This is a genomic window from Streptomyces sp. AA4 (genome assembly GCF_000158875.1).
Classification (GTDB): Bacteria; Actinomycetota; Actinomycetes; order Mycobacteriales; family Pseudonocardiaceae; genus Amycolatopsis.
On sequence record NZ_GG657746.1, the window covers coordinates 1,909,931 to 1,922,829 of the forward strand.

Below are 12,899 nucleotides of genomic sequence, written 5' to 3' on the forward strand. Positions count from 1 at the left end.
CCTCTTCCCCGGGCAGCGACCCGGCCCCGCGAACGCTAGCGTCCCCGCGCGGGCGCGTGGGCGTAAAAATTACCCTCGTGCGCGTGTGGGGAGCTGTTTACCCTGCGCGGGAAGCGGTGGGTGATTTCCAGGGGGCCGGGACAGCGTGTGGACGCAGCGGGACCAGATCCAGGCGTACCAGTTCCTGCGCCGCCGGCTCGTGTCCGCGCTCGTCGCCGCGGACGCCAACCATCCGGTGTCGCCCAGCCGCCGGCTTGTGCTCGGCACCGTGCTCGGCGTCGGCGCGGCCCTGCTCGTGACCGCGGTGTTCGGCGTGATCGGCCTGGTCAGCCCTTCTGGCGGGAAGGACTGGCTGTCCGGCGGCAAGGTGCTCGTCGAGGAGGGCAGCGGGGCCAGATTCGTGCTCGGCGCGGACGGCGCGGTGCACCCGGTGCTCAACTACTCGTCCGCGCGGCTGCTGGCCGGGGGCAACGGCCAGGAGACGGTCACGGTGCCCGCGGAGAAACTCGGCACGGCCCCGCGCGGCACGCAGATCGGCATCGTCGGCGCGCCGGATTCGTTGCCCAGCACCCTGATCACCACCCCGTGGACCAGCTGCAGCCGCACCACCCAGGACGCGCCCGCCTCGGCGGAACCGCTCGTCGCCGTGCTGCTGGAACCGGCGGCGGCCGGGGTCGAGCTGCCGCGTGATTCGGGCGTGATCGTCCGCGTCCCGCAGGGCGGCCGGTTCCTGCTCGCGGGCGGCCACCGGTACCGGCTGAGCGACGCCGCCGCGGCGGCCCTGCAGTTCGACAGCTACCCGACGATCAGCGTGTCCGCGCGCTGGATCGACACCGTGCCCGCCGGACGCGACCTCGGCGAGATCCCGGTCGACGGCGCGGGAAACCGCGGCCCGCGCGTCGGGACGCAGGAGACGCGCGTCGGCCAGGTGCTGTCGGTCGTCGACCCGATGGCCGCGCCCGCCAACGCCTCGACGTACTACCTCGTCCGCCCGGACGGCCTCGAACCCGTCGGCCAGACCGAAGCCGCGCTGCTCGTCACGACCCCGGCGAACGAATCGGCGTACTCCGGCCGCCCGGAACCGGTGCGGGTGCGCGCCGCGGACGTCGCGTCGGCGAAGAAGGTGAGCGAATCCCGTTCCGGCGGCGCGGATCCGGCGGCGTACCCGGACCGGATCCCCGGCAAAGCGCCGATCACCGGCAGCGCGGTGACCCTGTGCGCGCAGAACGGCCGCGTGACGGTCTCGGCGGATCTGCCGGTCCCGTCCGGCGGCCGCGCGCTGCCGGTGCAGAGCCGGACGGACGCGCGGGTCGCGGACGTCGTCTACGTCCCGCCCTCGCGCGGCGCGGTCGCGACCGATCCCGGGTCCGGCACGATCTACCTCGTCACGGACACGGGCCGGAAATATCCGGTGGCGGACAAGACGGCGCTCGCCTCGCTGGGCTACGGTTCGGGGTCCGGGCATCCGGTCGCGGGCGGGCTTCTCGCGCTGATGCCGACCGGTCCCGCGCTCGATCCCGCCGTGGCCGGGCAGCCTGCGGGAACGGGGTGAGCGAGCCGGTGACCACGACAGCGCAGCGACCCAGCGACGTGCCGGACCGGCCCGATTCCCCTGCTCCGGGCAGGATCCCGGTCGCCGTCATCGAAGACCATCCGCTGTACCGCCGCTCGGTGGAGCGCGTCCTCCTCGAAGCCCCGGACGTCGAACTGGGCGCGGTGGTCGACTCGGTCGCGCGCTTCCACGTCGCGCGCCAGCCGGCCGGGAGCGTCGTCCTGCTGGACCTCGGCCTGCCCGGCGTCGCGGGCGCGGCCGCGGTGCTCGAGGTCGCCGAGCTGGGCCACCACGTGCTGGTGGTGTCCGCGCAAGCCGAGCCGGAGACGGTGCTCGCCGCGATCGCCGCCGGGGCCAAGGGATTCCTGTCGAAGGACGTCGACGTCGACGAGCTGCTGATCGCCATCCGCGCGGTCGCGGGCGGCGGCGCGTACGTGTCGGCCGTCGTCGCCGGAATGATCATCAAGGACAACACCGACCGTCCGGTCACGCGGCCGGAAATGGAGCTGTCGCCGCGCGAAGTGCAGGTGCTGCGGCTCGTCGCGGCGGGCGAACGGGACGTCGACATCGCGCGGATCCTCGACATCGGCGTCCGCACCGTGCGCGGCTACCTCGACCGGATCCGCGACAAGACCGGCGAACGGCGGCGCCCCGGCCTCGTGAAGGAAGCGATCCGCCGCGGCCTGGTGGGGAAGGAAACACTGAGGTGAAAGCCGACGAGGGGCGGCGCCGGAGCGGACCCATCCAGGTCGGGGTGATCGAAGACCACCCGCTGTACCGGGACGCGGTCGCGCGCGTGCTGAACGAGGCCCCGGACATCGAACTGGGCGCGGTAGCCGACTCCGTGGCGCGGTTCGCGGTGCAGGACCAGCCGAAGGGCAGCGTGGTCGTCCTCGACCTGAAACTGCGCGGCGTCCAGGACGCGGCCGCGGTGCTCGAGGTGGGGCAGATGGGGCACAAGGTGCTCGTGGTGTCCGCGCACGCGGAACAGCCTGAGGTCCTGGGCGCGATGCAGGCCGGGGCGAAGGGCTTCCTGTCGAAGGACGTCGACGGGGACGAGTTGCTGCGCGCGATCCGGACGATCGCGGAGGACAACGCGTACGTCTCGCCGACCTTGGCCGGAATGATCATCCAGGACAGCGACGAACGGCACGCGGGTCCGAAGATCGTGCTTTCGGAGCGGGAGAAGCAGGTCCTGCGCCTGGTGGCGGCGGGGGAGCGGGACGTGGACGTCGCGGAGATCCTGGACATCAGCGTCCGGACGGTGCGGTCGTATCTGGACCGGATCCGGGACAAGACGGGGGAACGGCGACGGGCGGGGTTCGTCCGGGTGGCGATCCGGGAAGGGCTGCTCAGGTAGGGAGTCGTGAGTGCCTATGCCGGTTCTAACCGGAATTGACACTCACGACAGCCGCCGATTCGCCAGCGCCCCGGTAGCCGTCCGAGCCTTCCCCGCCACCTCCGGCTCCACGTCCACCACCAGCATCTCCGCCCCGGCCCCCGCCTGCGCCTCCACGCGGCCGAACCCGTCCGCCACCAGCGAGTACCCGATCCCGGTCGGTGCCTTCGGATTGACCTCCACCCCGGTCGCCGAAGGATCCGCCTGCCCGCAAGCCGCCACCCAGCAGCCCGAGTCCAGCGCCCGCGCCCGGACCAGGACCTCCCACTGCTCCCGCTTCCCGGCCCCCGCGCCCCACGACGCCGGAACAGCCACCACGTCCGCCCCGTCGTCGGCCAGGCGCCGGAACAGTTCCGGGAACCGCAGGTCGTAGCAGGTGGCGACGCCGAACACGGTGCCCTCCGCGGAGAACGTCACGACCTCCGACCCCGGCGCGACAGTGTCCGATTCGGCGAATCCGAACGCGTCGTACAGGTGGATCTTGTCGTACCCCAGATGCTGCCCCAGCCCGGTGACCAGCAGCGTGTTCCGCACCCGGCCCTCGTCCGCGGGCGTGAACATCCCGGCGATCACCAGCACGTCGTGCTCGGCGGCGATCGAGGCCACCGCCGACGCCCACGGTCCGTCCAGCTGCTGCGCGACCGGGCCGAGCGGGCGGCCGAAGCGGGCCATCGTCGCCTCCGGGAAGACGACCACGCGCGCTCCGGCGGCCGCCGCGGCCTCCGCGCCGGAGCGAACCGCTTTCAGGTTTTCTTCCGGGTCGTCGCCCGAGTTGAGCTGGCACAACGCGATCCGGGGCACACGAGCCTCCCTGGTCCGGGGACAGCGGGTCGTCACCGAGTATCCCTGCCGGGACCGCGCGGGCCACCTCGTACCCTGGTGTCCATGTTGAACCGCACCGACCTGCGCGGGCAGGTCCCCTCCGCTGCCGAACTCCGTGCCGCGCTTCCGCGCGCCGAGTACGACGTGGACGCGGCGCTGCATCAGGTCCGGCCGGTCGTCGAGGCGGTGCGGGACCGCGGGGTCGGGGCGGTCCTCGAGTTCACCGAGCGGTTCGACAAGGTGCGCCCGGAGACGGTCCGGGTGCCCGCCGAGGAGCTGGCCAAGGCGCTGTCCGAGCTGGACCCGCAGGTCCGCGCCGCGCTCGAGGAGTCCATCAAGCGCGCCCGGAAGGTGCACGCGGACCAGCGCCGCCAGGACGTCACGACGCAGGTCGTCCCCGGCGGCACGGTCACCGAGCGCTGGGTGCCGGTCGAGCGCGTCGGCCTGTACGCGCCGGGCGGGCTGGCGGTGTACCCGTCGACCGTGGTGATGAACGTCGTCCCGGCGCAGCTGGCCGGCGTGCGCTCGCTGGTCGTGTGCTCGCCGCCGCAGGCCGCGTTCGGCGGGCGGCCGCACCCGACGATCCTGGCCGCGGCCGCGCTGCTCGGCGTGGACGAGGTCTGGGCGGTCGGCGGCGCGCAGGCGGTCGCGCTGGTCGCGTACGGCGGTGTCGACACCGACGGCGCCGAGCTGGCCCCGGTCGACATCGTCACCGGCCCGGGCAACATCTTCCTCACCGCGGCCAAACGCCTGGTCCGCGGCGTGATCGGGATCGACTCCGAGGCCGGTCCGACCGAGATCGCGATCCTCGCCGACGAGACGGCCGACCCGGCGCACGTCGCCGCCGACCTGATCAGCCAGGCCGAGCACGACCCGCTGGCCGCGAGCGTCCTGGTGACCACCTCGGAGGAGCTGGCCGACGCCGTCGAGGCCGAGCTGGCCGAGCGCGTCGCCGCGACGAAGCACTCCGAGCGGGTCGGCCAAGCGCTGGGCGGCAAGCAGTCCGGCGTCATCCTGGTGTCCACTGTGGACGACGGACTGCGCGTCGTGGACGCGTACGCCGCCGAGCACCTGGAAATCCAGACCGCGAACGCCCGCGAGGTGGCCGCGCGGGTGCGCAACGCCGGAGCGGTTTTCGTCGGCGCGTACGCCCCGGTTTCGCTGGGCGACTACTGCGCGGGCTCGAACCACGTGCTGCCCACCGGCGGGTTCGCCCGGCACTCCTCGGGTCTGTCGGTGCAGAGCTTCCTGAAGGGGATCCACGTCGTGGACTACTCCGAGGACGCCCTGCGCGAAATCGCCCCCCGCGTCGTCGCCCTCGCGAACGCCGAAGACCTGCCCGCGCACGGCGAAGCCGTCACCGCGCGTTTCGAAGGAGACGGCCGATGAACGAAGCCACCCCCGGCGGCGAGGTCACCCTCGCCGACCTCCCGCTGCGCGAGGACCTGCGGGGCCGCACCCCGTACGGCGCGCCGCAGCTGGACGTCCCGATCCGGCTCAACACCAACGAAAACCCGTACCCGCCGCCGCCCGAGCTGGTCGCCGACGTCGCCGAGGCCGTGCGGGCCGAAGCCGCGTCGCTGCACCGGTACCCGGACCGCGACGCGGTGGCGCTGCGCACCGATCTGGCGGACTACCTCACGGTGTCCACGCGGGTCGTGCTGTCCGAGGCGAACGTGTGGGCGGCGAACGGGTCGAACGAGATCCTGCAGCAGATCCTGCAGGCGTTCGGCGGCCCCGGCCGCACCGCGCTGGGCTTCGAGCCGTCGTACTCGATGCACCCGATCATCGCGACCGGCACCCGCACCGACTGGCTGCCGGTGCCGCGCCGCGCGGACTTCTCGCTCGACACCGAGCAGGCGGCCAAGGCGGTCGCCGAGCGGAAGCCGGACATCGTTTTCGTGACCAGCCCGAACAACCCGACCGGCGGGTCGATCCCGCTGGACCAGCTGCGCGGCGTGCTCGACGCGGCCCCGGGGATCGTCGTGGTGGACGAGGCGTACGCGGAGTTTTCCTCGCAGGCCAGCGCGATCGAGCTGATCGCGGAGTACCCGGCGAAGCTGATCGTGTCGCGCACGATGAGCAAGGCGTTCGCCTTCGCCGGCGGACGGCTGGGCTACCTCGCCGCCGCACCGGCCATTGTGGACGCTCTGCAGCTCGTCCGCTTGCCGTATCACCTTTCCAAGGTCACCCAGGCGGCCGCCCGGGCCGCCCTCCGGCACGCCGACGCCACCCTCGCGTCGGTGCACAAGCTCTCCGCCGAACGCGACCGCGTCGTGGAAGCCTTGCTGGGCTTGGGGTTCACCCCGGTGCCGAGCGACGCCAACTTCGTCCTGTTCGGACAGTTCAGCGACGCGCCGGCCAGCTGGCAGTCCTATTTGGACCACGGCGTGCTGATCCGGGACGTGGGCATCGAGTGCCACCTGCGGGTGACCGTCGGCACCCCGGAGGAGAACGACGCCTTTCTCGAGGCGAGTAAGGAAATCAAGCGATGAGCCGCGTCGGCAAGGTGGAGCGCACCACCAAGGAATCGTCCATCCTGGTCCAGCTGGACCTCGACGGGACCGGTCAGGTGGAGATCGCCACCGGCGTGCCGTTCTACGACCACATGCTCACCGCGTTCGGCGTGCACGGCTCGCTGGACCTGAAGGTCGAAGCGACCGGCGACGTCCACATCGACGCGCACCACACCGTCGAGGACACTGCGATCGTGCTCGGCCAGGCGCTACGGCAGGCGCTGGGCGACAAGAGCGGCATCCGCCGGTTCGGCGACGCGTGGATCCCGATGGACGAAACCCTCGCGCACGCGGCGATCGACGTCTCCGGCCGCCCGTACTGCGTGCACGTGGGCGAACCGGAGCAGTTCAACACGTTCACCATCGGCAACAACTACCCGTTCGTGCTGACCCGGCACGTCTTCGATTCGCTGGCGTTCCACGCGCAGATCGCTCTGCACGTCCGCGTCATCCACGGCCGCGACCCGCACCACATCGCGGAGGCGGAGTACAAGGCCGTCGCGCGGGCACTGCGGGCGGCGACGGAACCGGACCCGCGGGTGGGCGGGATTCCGTCCACGAAGGGCGTTCTTTAAGGCTTCCTCCGCGGTCCCCGGGCGCGGCGTCGTTTGCTGGCGCGCCCGGGGACTTCTGCTTCTGCTGGAGACTGGGAATGCGAGGCGGGATGGACGTGCGCGGTGCGCTCAAGGAAATACTGCGCGCTCCCGATTCGCAGGCGGCGGCACTGGCGACGGAGCTTGTCCGAACCGAAGAAGCGGGAATCGACGACGCGCTCTTGGAGTTGCTGACCCGCGGGTTGTGGTCGGCCAAAGCAGTCGCGCTGGCAATCCGGATTCTCGCGGAGCGCGACCGCGACCGTGATCCGGCTCCGCTGCTCGACGCCGTCCCGGGCGGACACGTCAGAGCTGCGGACCGCCGACCGTCCTGGCCGGTCAAGGCTCCGATCGTCACCCGGTACTACTTCGGCTTCAGCCGCCTCCGTCGGCTGGACCCAGTGGGCCAGTACGAGCGGGTCCTCGACTGTTATCCCACTGTGGTGCGGATGGACGCGGCAATCGGACTGGGGGATTCCGGAGAGGTCAGTGCGCTTGATCCCTTGGCGAAGGCGTTGAAGGACCGCTTTTCCGCAGTGCGCACGCTCGGCGTGCACGCGGTCCGCAGGCTGGGCAACGCTGGCTTGCGTGAAGCAGTGCGATCGAATCCTGTCCGGGAGTTGCTGATCGATCTCCTCCAGGACACCCTTCGGGAGACGAGGATCGCCGCGGCGCGAGCGCTGGGTTCGCTGGGGGAGTTCGAGGTGCTGGAGGAGCACCGGCCGAAGTCGTCCCGGGACCAGCGGGAGTGGGCGCGGATCAGGCAGGGCGATGTTCCGCCCCTGAAACGGATCTGGGCGGGGGATCTCACGATCTGATTCACACGCGGAACACCGTGCGCGGCGCGGCGTATGCGACCGGCCCGGGAAAGTGTTCGGCGGCAAGGCGAACCGCGTCGCGCGGGGTTACCGTGTGGCCGAGATGCGTGAGCACCAACCGCGCGGCACCCGCCGCTGCACGGCCCGCTTCGGCCGGAGTCAGATGTTCCGCGGACGGTTCGATGCTGTCCGCCTCGCACAAGAACAGGTCTGTTCCCTCTGCCAGTTGCGAAAGCGCGTCGCAGGGCCCGGTGTCGCCGGAGTACGCGAAAGTCCGCTCCCCGTCAGTGATCCGCACGCCGAACGCCGGAAACCCGTGCGACACGGCCACCGTCTCCAGGCGCAGACCGCCGACCCGCGTCTGATGCCCGTCGTGCACTTCCCGGACGGAGAACGCCTCCTCGATCGGCGCGCGCCCGGTGTTGCTCAGAAACGCGGAAATCCGCGCCGCGGTGCCGGGCGGGCCGTAGAGGGGGATCGGCTTTCGCAGGGTCAGGTCGGCGAACAACAGCGCGTACACCGCCGGTAACAGGTCCGCGACGTGGTCCGCGTGCAGATGCGAGATCCAGATCGCGTCCAGCGCCGTCGGCGAGACGTGTTCCTGCAGGGCAGCGAGGGTGCCGGGCCCGGCGTCGAGCCAGATCGCGGTGTCGTCGCGGCGCACCAGATACCCGGAACACGGCGCGTCCGGGCGCGGGTACGGCGTCGCGCTGCCCAGTACCGTCACGGTGAAAGCCATGTGGCACGCTAACCCCTGTGAGCAAAGAACTGATCGCGGTCCTGCTGCTGGCCCTCGGCGGCTTCCTGGCCGGCGGGGTCTACTCGCTGTGGAAGACCGCGAAGTTCTTCGCCGTGGTGCTGGGCGTCGCCGCGGTGCTGGCTATTGGCGGGGCGATCGCCTGGCTGGTCAGCTGACCACCGCCGGGCTCGTTAGCCTGACGCTCTCGGCAACTACCGTGGACCTTGCCCGTCCCTAACGTGCATACCGACCACTAGCGCGGACCGCTCGGCTTCCCGCGACTAGCGCGAATCTCCTCTCCTGACGCGGCCCTGCTCGCTCCTGCCGCGTGCCTTCCGGTGACTAGCGCAGACTTCGCCCACCTCCGACGCGCGTATGCCACCTCCGCAGCTAGCGCGATTCCTCTCACGGCTAGCGGCGACCGCCTGACGCCTGCCCATCGCCTCCTGGCGGCTAGCGCGGCGCTTGCTCGCACATGGCGGGTGCCTCCTGGCGACTGGCACCAGGTGCTCGCCTGCACTTGGTGCGCGTGTTCCTGCGGCTAGCGGCGACCGCCTGACGCCTGCCAATCGCCTCCTGGCGGCTAGCGCGGCGCGTGCCCGCACCTGACGGGTGCCTCCCGGCGACTGGCACCAGGTGCTCGCCTGCACTTGGTGCGAGTGTTCCCGCGGCTTAGCGTGGAATTTCCCGCACTTGGCAGCCGCTTCCTGGCAACTGCGCGGGCCCGCAGGCTTCCGGCATATGCTTCGCTGCGACCAGCGCGGCCCTCCCCTCATTCGCAACGCACCCCGGGATTACGCCTCCAACGGCTGATAAACGCACGCAGCCAACGTCGCGTGCTTCTTCCACCCCAACGTCTCGTACAACGCCCTCCCGGCATCGGTAGCCCCGAGAATGCCGAGCCCGGCCCCGTCCGAAACCGCGGTCGGCGAGCCAGCGCATCACGAAGCCGCCCAATCCGCGTCGTCGGTGGGGCTCCTCGGTCTTCACCTGGTCCACGATCACCGCATCGCCCGTTCGCGCCATCTGGGCCTTCGCCGCCTGCGCGCCCGCCGCGTCCAGGACCCGGAGGAACGTGACGGCACCGCTGACTTCCGCGGAAACCGTGTAGCCCTCCGGCGCCACCGGATGCGTAGCCAGCAGGTCCGTCGCCATCAGATGGCCAGTCTCGCCCCAGGCAACCACCCAGCCGTCCGGGAGCCACGGTTCGATGGTTTCCGGCTCGGCGGGCGTTTTCAGCCACGTCCGAGGTTCGCTGACCGCCCCGGCGGCGGCGCGGACCAGCGATTCCTCAGCCAACGGCAGAACATGCCTGCCGACCTGCGCGGGGTTGTCCGGCACCTCGATGTAATACCCCCACGGCTTTTCGACCGGTGGCGGCGTCCGCCGGGACAACGCCCATCCCGCTACCCAAGTCCGTACCGTCTCCTCGATCATGAAAACAGGGTACGAACCAGCACCGACAAAAATCAGACCCGCGTGAGTTCGCGTTCGTCGTCGCCGGGGATGCCGAGTTCGCGGACGAGGCCTTCGCCTTCGACGTCGACGTTGGGCAGGATCCGGTCGAGCCAGGTGGGCAGCCACCAGGCGCGGCGGCCGAGCAGGGACATGACGGCGGGCACGATGGTCATCCGGATGACGAAGGCGTCGATCAGGACGCCGAAGGCGAGCGCGAACCCGATCGACTGGATGAGGGTCGATTCGGCGAGGACGAACCCGGCGAAGACCGAGATCATGATGAGCGCGGCGGCGACGACGACGCGGGCGCCGTGGCGGAATCCGGTGACCATCGCTTCCTGGGGTTCGGCGCCGTGGACGTGTTCCTCGCGCATGCGGGTCACGAGGAAGACCTGGTAGTCCATGGCGAGTCCGAACAGGACGCCGATGAGCAGGATGGGGAGCATGCTCATGATCGGGCCGGTCGAGGCGACGCCGAGCAGGTCGGTGAGCCAGCCCCATTGGAAGACCGCGACGACGGCGCCGAAGGTCGCGACCACCGAGCCGAGGAACCCCAGCGTCGCCTTCAACGGCACGACGACCGACCGGAAGACCAGCATCAGCAGCACAAAGGCGAGCCCGACGATCAACGCGAGGTAGGGCAGCATCGCGTCGGACAGTTTCTGCGAGACGTCGATGTTGGCCGCGGTTTGCCCGGTCACCGCGAGGCTGCCGCCGGTTTTGTCCTGCAGCGGAGCGGATTGCGCGCGGATCGCGGACACGAGGTCTTCGGTCTGCGTGCTGCTCGGGCCGCTTTTCGGGATCACCGTCAGCAGCGCGGTGTCGCCGGCGGGATTGACGCGCGGCGGCGTCACCGCGGCGACGTCCGGCAGCCTGCCGATGTCCGCGGCGGCCTGCTTCACCGCGTCCGGATTGCGGTTCGGGCCGGTGTCGACCACGACCAGCAGGGGCCCGTTCGCGCCCTCGCCGAAACCGGCGGAGACCAGGTCGTAGGCCTTGCGCTGGGTGGTGTCCGGCGCGGCGGTGCTGTCGTTGGGCAGGCCGAGTTGCATGCTCAAAGCGGGAATCGCGACCACGGCCAGTCCGACGAGCGCGGTCAGCAGGACCGGGACCCGGTGCCGCGCCACGAAACGCGCCCAGCGTTCGCCGTGCGTCGGGCCCTCGGTGCGGCGGCGCACCCGGATCTTGCTGCGGGCGACGCGGGCGCCAGCGAAGCCGAGCACCGCGGGCAGCAGCGTCAACGCGATCAGCACCGCGACCACGACCGTCGCCGCGGCAGCGACGCCCATCTGGCCCAGGAACGGGATCCCGACCACGGTCAGCCCGGCGAGCGCGATGACCACCGTCAGCCCGGCGAACACCACCGCGGAACCCGCGGTGCCGACCGCGCGCCCGGCGGCGTCCTCCGGGTCGCGGCCCTCAGCCAGCTCGTGCCGGTAACGGGAGACGATGAACAGGGCGTAGTCGATCCCGACCGCGAGACCGATCATCAACGCCAGCACCGGGGTGTTGGAGTTCAGCTCCATCGACCCCGAAGCCAGCATGATGCCCGCCATCCCGACCCCGACCCCGACCAGCGCGGTCAGCAACGGAATCCCCGCCGCCAGCAACGACCCGAACGTGATGATCAGGACGACCGCCGCGACCGCGACGCCGAGTCCTTCGGTGGCCCCGGTCGCCGGGATCCCCTGCACCGCGTCCCCGCCGTACTCGACCCGGTACCCCAGCTGCTTCGCGTGATCGCCGGTCGCCAGCAGCGCCTGCCGGTCGCTGTCGGACAGTTCGAAACCCTTGACCTGATAGCTCACCTGCGCGAGCGCGACCCGCCCGTCCGGCGACACCGACCTCGCCTGGAACGGATCCACCACCCCCGCCACCTTCGGCGCCGACCGCAGCTTCCCCACCACCGACTCGACCGCCGCCTGACCCGCCGGATCCGTGACCTTCCGCCCCTCCGGCGCGGCAATCGCCACCCGCGCGGTGCCGCCGCCCGCCGCGGCCTGCGGGAAGTGCTCGGCCAGCCGGTCGATCGCCTGCTGGGATTCGGTGCCGGGGATGGTCACCGAATCGGACAGCTTGCCCGACAGCGTGAGCGCGCCCGCGCCCACCGCCGCGAGGACAAGCGCCCAAACCGCCGCCACGAGGACCCGGCGGCGGAACGACAGCCTGCCGAGCCGGTACAGGAAGGGTGCCACGAGTCGTCTCCGTTTCGCGCCCGAAGCGGGCTCTCCGCACTGGGAATCGCCCTTTCGAAGCTAGCCATTCGGCAAGGAGCTGCCAAGCCGATCGGCTAGGATGTGACTAGCCGCACGGCAAGTTTCGGCCTAGTCGCTCGGCAAGTACCATGGTGTGCTGCGGAGCAGCGCACTCCGCTTGACGAGGAGGGCGCGATGACGACCGTCGAACCGGTCGCGGACACCCGGACCAGGCTGCTCGCCACTGCGCTGCGGCTGTTCGCGGAGCACGGCGTGGAGGGCACGTCGCTGCAGATGATCGCCGACGAGCTGGGCGTCACGAAGGCCGCGGTGTACTACCACTTCAAGACGAAGGCGGAGATCACCGAGGCGGTCGCGGAGCCGGGCATCCGGGAACTGGACGAGCTGGTCGTCGAGGCGGCGAAGCACCGGCGGCACGGCGCGCGCGTCGACCATCTGCTGGACGGTTTCGTCGATCTCGTGGTGCGGCACCGGGTGCTGGTCGCGCTGTTCTCCAGCGACCCGGGCATCGACGCGGCGCTCGCGAAATCGCGGCACGGCGTCGAAGGGTTCAAGCAGGCGCTGATCTCGATCGTCGCCGGGGGACCGGAGCCGGACGTGACCGCCCGCGTGACGGCGATCGTGGCGTTCACCGGCATCGCGATGGCGGGCGGGGCGCCCGATCTGGCCGAGGTGGACGACGAAACGTTGCGCCAGGAGCTGATCGGGGTGGGGCGGCGGCTGCTCGGCCGACCGCGGCGTCGTCTCAACTGCTGAGAAGTCTGTTGCACTATTTGGGAACACGCT

13 protein-coding genes are annotated in these 12,899 nt (G+C 71.1%); 9 read left to right on the forward strand and 4 right to left on the reverse strand.

Going from position 1 to position 12,899, the window contains the following annotated elements:
• Window positions 1-145: 145 nt before the first annotated feature.
• Genes eccB through SSMG_RS08990 form a run of 3 tightly spaced genes read left to right on the forward strand, consistent with a single transcriptional unit; the run spans window position 146 to window position 2,912 of the window.
• Window positions 146-1,552 (forward strand): type VII secretion protein EccB, encoded by a 1,407-nt coding sequence (gene eccB / locus SSMG_RS08980; protein ID WP_009074912.1) that lies wholly within the window; start codon window positions 146-148, stop codon window positions 1,550-1,552.
• 8 nt (window positions 1,553-1,560) lie between these two features.
• Window positions 1,561-2,262 (forward strand): response regulator transcription factor, encoded by a 702-nt coding sequence (locus tag SSMG_RS08985; RefSeq protein WP_286156942.1) that lies wholly within the window; start codon window positions 1,561-1,563, stop codon window positions 2,260-2,262.
• Window positions 2,259-2,912, forward strand: coding sequence for a response regulator transcription factor (locus SSMG_RS08990; RefSeq protein WP_009074915.1), 654 nt, complete (start codon window positions 2,259-2,261; stop codon window positions 2,910-2,912). Before SSMG_RS08985 ends, SSMG_RS08990 begins: the two co-directional genes overlap by 4 nt.
• Before the next feature lie 42 nt (window positions 2,913-2,954).
• On the opposite strand, the gene SSMG_RS08995 is transcribed toward SSMG_RS08990, so the two are convergent.
• Entirely contained in the window at window positions 2,955-3,752 is a 798-nt protein-coding gene (locus SSMG_RS08995; protein WP_009074917.1) for a carbon-nitrogen hydrolase family protein, read from the reverse strand.
• Between the two features lie 84 nt (window positions 3,753-3,836).
• Here SSMG_RS08995 and hisD point away from each other — a divergent pair, with 84 nt between their 5' ends.
• The 4 genes from hisD to SSMG_RS09015 all read left to right on the forward strand — a co-directional run bounded on the left by hisD (window position 3,837) and on the right by SSMG_RS09015 (window position 7,700).
• Window positions 3,837-5,162 carry a histidinol dehydrogenase gene (hisD, locus tag SSMG_RS09000; protein ID WP_009074919.1) on the forward strand — a complete coding sequence of 442 codons (1,326 nt, stop codon included), beginning with the start codon at window positions 3,837-3,839 and terminating at the stop codon, window positions 5,160-5,162.
• Window positions 5,159-6,268 (forward strand): histidinol-phosphate transaminase, encoded by a 1,110-nt coding sequence (locus SSMG_RS09005; protein ID WP_009074920.1) that lies wholly within the window; start codon window positions 5,159-5,161, stop codon window positions 6,266-6,268. Before hisD ends, SSMG_RS09005 begins: the two co-directional genes overlap by 4 nt.
• Window positions 6,265-6,864, forward strand: a complete 600-nt coding sequence (hisB, locus tag SSMG_RS09010; RefSeq protein WP_009074922.1) for an imidazoleglycerol-phosphate dehydratase HisB — start codon at window positions 6,265-6,267, stop codon at window positions 6,862-6,864. Before SSMG_RS09005 ends, hisB begins: the two co-directional genes overlap by 4 nt.
• A gap of 77 nt (window positions 6,865-6,941) precedes the next feature.
• Complete coding sequence (locus tag SSMG_RS09015; protein ID WP_009074923.1) at window positions 6,942-7,700, forward strand: HEAT repeat domain-containing protein; 759 nt, start codon at window positions 6,942-6,944, stop codon at window positions 7,698-7,700.
• Between the two features lies 1 nt (window position 7,701).
• Here SSMG_RS09015 and SSMG_RS09020 read toward each other — a convergent pair whose 3' ends face one another.
• Window positions 7,702-8,439 (reverse strand): MBL fold metallo-hydrolase, encoded by a 738-nt coding sequence (locus tag SSMG_RS09020; protein ID WP_009074925.1) that lies wholly within the window; start codon window positions 8,437-8,439, stop codon window positions 7,702-7,704.
• A gap of 17 nt (window positions 8,440-8,456) precedes the next feature.
• Here SSMG_RS09020 and SSMG_RS46055 point away from each other — a divergent pair, with 17 nt between their 5' ends.
• Window positions 8,457-8,615, forward strand: coding sequence for a hypothetical protein (locus tag SSMG_RS46055; RefSeq protein WP_009074926.1), 159 nt, complete (start codon window positions 8,457-8,459; stop codon window positions 8,613-8,615).
• Window positions 8,616-9,111: 496 nt separating this feature from the next.
• Here SSMG_RS46055 and SSMG_RS09025 read toward each other — a convergent pair whose 3' ends face one another.
• Together SSMG_RS09025 and SSMG_RS09030 are read right to left on the reverse strand one after the other, a co-directional pair.
• Complete coding sequence (locus SSMG_RS09025) at window positions 9,112-9,876, reverse strand: hypothetical protein (protein WP_009074928.1); 765 nt, start codon at window positions 9,874-9,876, stop codon at window positions 9,112-9,114.
• Between the two features lie 32 nt (window positions 9,877-9,908).
• The gene (locus SSMG_RS09030; RefSeq protein WP_009074929.1) at window positions 9,909-12,092 is read right to left on the reverse strand and encodes an MMPL family transporter; all 2,184 of its coding nucleotides are present in this window, start codon (window positions 12,090-12,092) and stop codon (window positions 9,909-9,911) included.
• A 195-nt stretch (window positions 12,093-12,287) separates the two neighbouring features.
• Here SSMG_RS09030 and SSMG_RS09035 point away from each other — a divergent pair, with 195 nt between their 5' ends.
• Entirely contained in the window at window positions 12,288-12,869 is a 582-nt protein-coding gene (locus SSMG_RS09035) for a TetR/AcrR family transcriptional regulator (RefSeq protein ID WP_009074931.1), read from the forward strand.
• Window positions 12,870-12,899 lie beyond the last annotated feature (30 nt).

Coding starts and splice junctions, on each gene's coding strand:
- hisD (WP_009074919.1), top strand. CDS start 3,837: ATGTTGAACCGCACCGACCTGCGCGGGCAGGTCCCCTCCGCTGCCGAA.
- SSMG_RS09005 (WP_009074920.1), top strand. CDS start 5,159: ATGAACGAAGCCACCCCCGGCGGCGAGGTCACCCTCGCCGACCTCCCG.
- hisB (WP_009074922.1), top strand. CDS start 6,265: ATGAGCCGCGTCGGCAAGGTGGAGCGCACCACCAAGGAATCGTCCATC.
- SSMG_RS09015 (WP_009074923.1), top strand. CDS start 6,942: ATGCGAGGCGGGATGGACGTGCGCGGTGCGCTCAAGGAAATACTGCGC.
- SSMG_RS09020 (WP_009074925.1), bottom strand. CDS start 8,439: ATGGCTTTCACCGTGACGGTACTGGGCAGCGCGACGCCGTACCCGCGC.
- SSMG_RS09025 (WP_009074928.1), bottom strand. CDS start 9,876: ATGATCGAGGAGACGGTACGGACTTGGGTAGCGGGATGGGCGTTGTCC.
- SSMG_RS09035 (WP_009074931.1), top strand. CDS start 12,288: ATGACGACCGTCGAACCGGTCGCGGACACCCGGACCAGGCTGCTCGCC.